This window comes from Rodentibacter trehalosifermentans (genome assembly GCF_002000545.1).
Classification (GTDB): Bacteria; Pseudomonadota; Gammaproteobacteria; order Enterobacterales; family Pasteurellaceae; genus Rodentibacter; species Rodentibacter trehalosifermentans.
Window position 1 is genome coordinate 1 of sequence record NZ_MLHL01000118.1, and the last position, 2,584, is coordinate 2,584.

General features: G+C 37.1%; 2 protein-coding genes. Both read right to left on the bottom strand.

Annotated elements, in window-relative coordinates; genetic code table 11:
• Positions 1-95 precede the first annotated feature (95 nt).
• Positions 96-1,709 (bottom strand): type I restriction-modification system subunit M, encoded by a 1,614-nt coding sequence (locus BKK52_RS13220; RefSeq protein ID WP_077478889.1) that lies wholly within the window; start codon positions 1,707-1,709, stop codon positions 96-98.
• 175 nt (positions 1,710-1,884) lie between these two features.
• Positions 1,885-2,584, bottom strand: a 700-nt coding sequence (locus tag BKK52_RS13225) for a restriction endonuclease subunit S (protein WP_208606178.1), incomplete at its 5' end; no start/stop codon positions are given.

The following is a 2,584-nucleotide window of genomic DNA, read 5'->3' on the forward strand; positions in this document are numbered from 1 at the left end:
ATACTCGCTGTTCCCAAGTGTAAGTTCTTTTATCAAAGTGCGGTGAAAATTTATCGATTTTTTCCATAAAAAAAGAGGCTTGCGCCCCTTTTGTGTTATGGAAGTTCAATTCCCAGTAGTTTTAGCTGTTCATTGATTTCTTTTTCTAATTGTTTTATTTCTTGCTCGTCTTGATTGAGCTGTTTTAGCACTTCGTTAATATCAATTTCCTCTTCTTCCTCAAAGGTATCAACATAACGAGGAATATTGAGATTGTAGTCGTTCTCAATAATTTCCTCGATTGAGGCTACATAGGCATATTTTTCAACATTCTGACGGGCTTGGTAAGTCTCAATAATTTTTTGGACTTGTTCGTCCGTTAAACGGTTTTGATTTTTACCTTTTTCAAAATCTTGGCTTGCATCAATAAACAAAATATCCTTATTTTTCCGATTTTTCTTAAAGACTAAAATCGTGGTTGGGATGCTCGTGCCATAGAATAAATTCGCCGGCAATCCAATCACCGCATCTAAATAGTTTCCTTGTGCATTAGTGGTATTATCACCAATCAATGCTTTACGAATTTTCCCCTCTGCCGCACCACGGAACAGCACGCCGTGTGGAAGAACAATTGCCATGGTGCCTTGTTCGCCTAAGTGGTATAGGCTATGCAAAATAAAGGCGAAATCTGCTTTTGATGCAGGTGCTAACACACCAAACGGTTGGAAGCGGGCATCTTTTAATTTCCGTTCGTGGTTGTCCCAATTGGCAGAATAAGGCGGATTAGCCACCACTGCATCAAAACGGCATAAAGGCTGATCAATCCCTTGTGCATCAAGCCCTTCAGGCCAGTCGCTTTCCAAGGTATCGGCATTGGAGAGGGTCATATTTTTATAAGAGACACCGTGCATCATCAAATTCATACGAGCAAGGTTGTAGGTTGTGGTGTTCAATTCTTGCCCGTAATATTTGATTGGTTTTGATTTTTGTAGCTCATTCCCTACGGTCAATAATAAAGAACCGGAGCCCATTGTTGGATCGTAAACCAAGAAATTATCTTGGTTATCCGCAACATCAAGCGTCACTAACTTCGCTAAAATTTTGGAGACTTGGTGAGGCGTATAAAATTCCCCACCTTTTTTACCGGCATTGGCGGCAAATTGCCCGATCAAATATTCATAAATTTCACCTAGGATATCCCGACCGTTATCGTCTTTATATTCAACCTCATCCACCAATTTCACAATATTGCCTAAAGATTTCGCACGTTCGTTGGTGGAATTTCCTAAACGGGAATCCCCCAAGTTCAAATCATTAAAGACACCTCGAAAATCAACAACTGCTTCTTCATTTAAATTAGCGTTCTGGTTGAAATTATCAAATAAGGTTTGATAATCACTTGGCATCACTTCCGCATTGTGAATTTTCTGCATTAACGAATCCCAAGTATCTTCAGGATTGATGGCATAGCCGAGGCTAGCTGAAATATCTTCCAAATAATCTTGTAATTCTTCACCTGTGGCTTGGGCTACATAAGCGTCATTCACATTTTGTTCAGGTGCAAGGTCTAAAAGGTGATTATCCATCAAATATTGTTCCTGATGTTTTGACAAATAACGATAAAACATAAAGGCAAGAATATAGTTTTTATATTCTGATGCGTCCATTGTGCCGCGCAGCTCATTTGCCATTGCCCAAAGTTTACCGGTGATAGTTTGTACATTACTCATTTGTTGATTCCTCTATTAAAAATTCTGTGTTTTTAACCGCACTTTATTCGGCTTGTTCGTAATAATCAGATTGTTCAATGCCTTTTTAGTAAGAAAATTTCTCAATCATCAGTGCGATCCGTTAAATAGCCAATCTCTGGTATATTCAATTGAATAATTCATTATTTTTCCCTTATTAAACAAACATTTGCTGTAAAAGTGATTTTTTCAATTTTTTCACATTTTCTAGCTTACGCTGATGAATGGTGATATAGCGGTCAAGTGCGGTAAAAAATTCTCCGATTTTTTGTTGTTCTCTTATATCAGGAACCATAAATTTTTGACTATTTAATTCAGTTTGATTGATAGAGGCTTGATTTACAGCTTGATTGGCATGAGCTTTAGACCAATTTAGTTTCGATGTCGTATTAAAATTATAATAAAGAAAGTATGGAATGATGCCCTTTTTTGAAATTATTCTTAATAGGTTAATTCCGTGAAATAGCTCTGTATTACCGTTATAGATAGCGGTTTTACCAATATGTTTCAAAGAGTTGATGTTGCTAAATAATATATCACCAGCATTCAATAAGTAGCGTTGTTCTGGCTTAATATTTGAAAAACCAACTCTCTTCTCATTAACTATACCCTCCGATATGGTTTCAATTCTTGTCAGACGATATAAGCCCTCACTTAAATTTGCATCACCAGTAAAACCTGAGGTTATTTTGGCAATCTCCCCCAACTTCCTCTGTTCCCAAGCGTCAGTAAATTCGGGAAAACGAATCTCTGGAAATTTTTGATCATTTTTTGGGAACATTTTTTGTAGTAGCGATTTTTTCAATTTTTTCACGTTTTCTAGCTTACGCTGATGAATAGTGATGTAGCGATCAAGT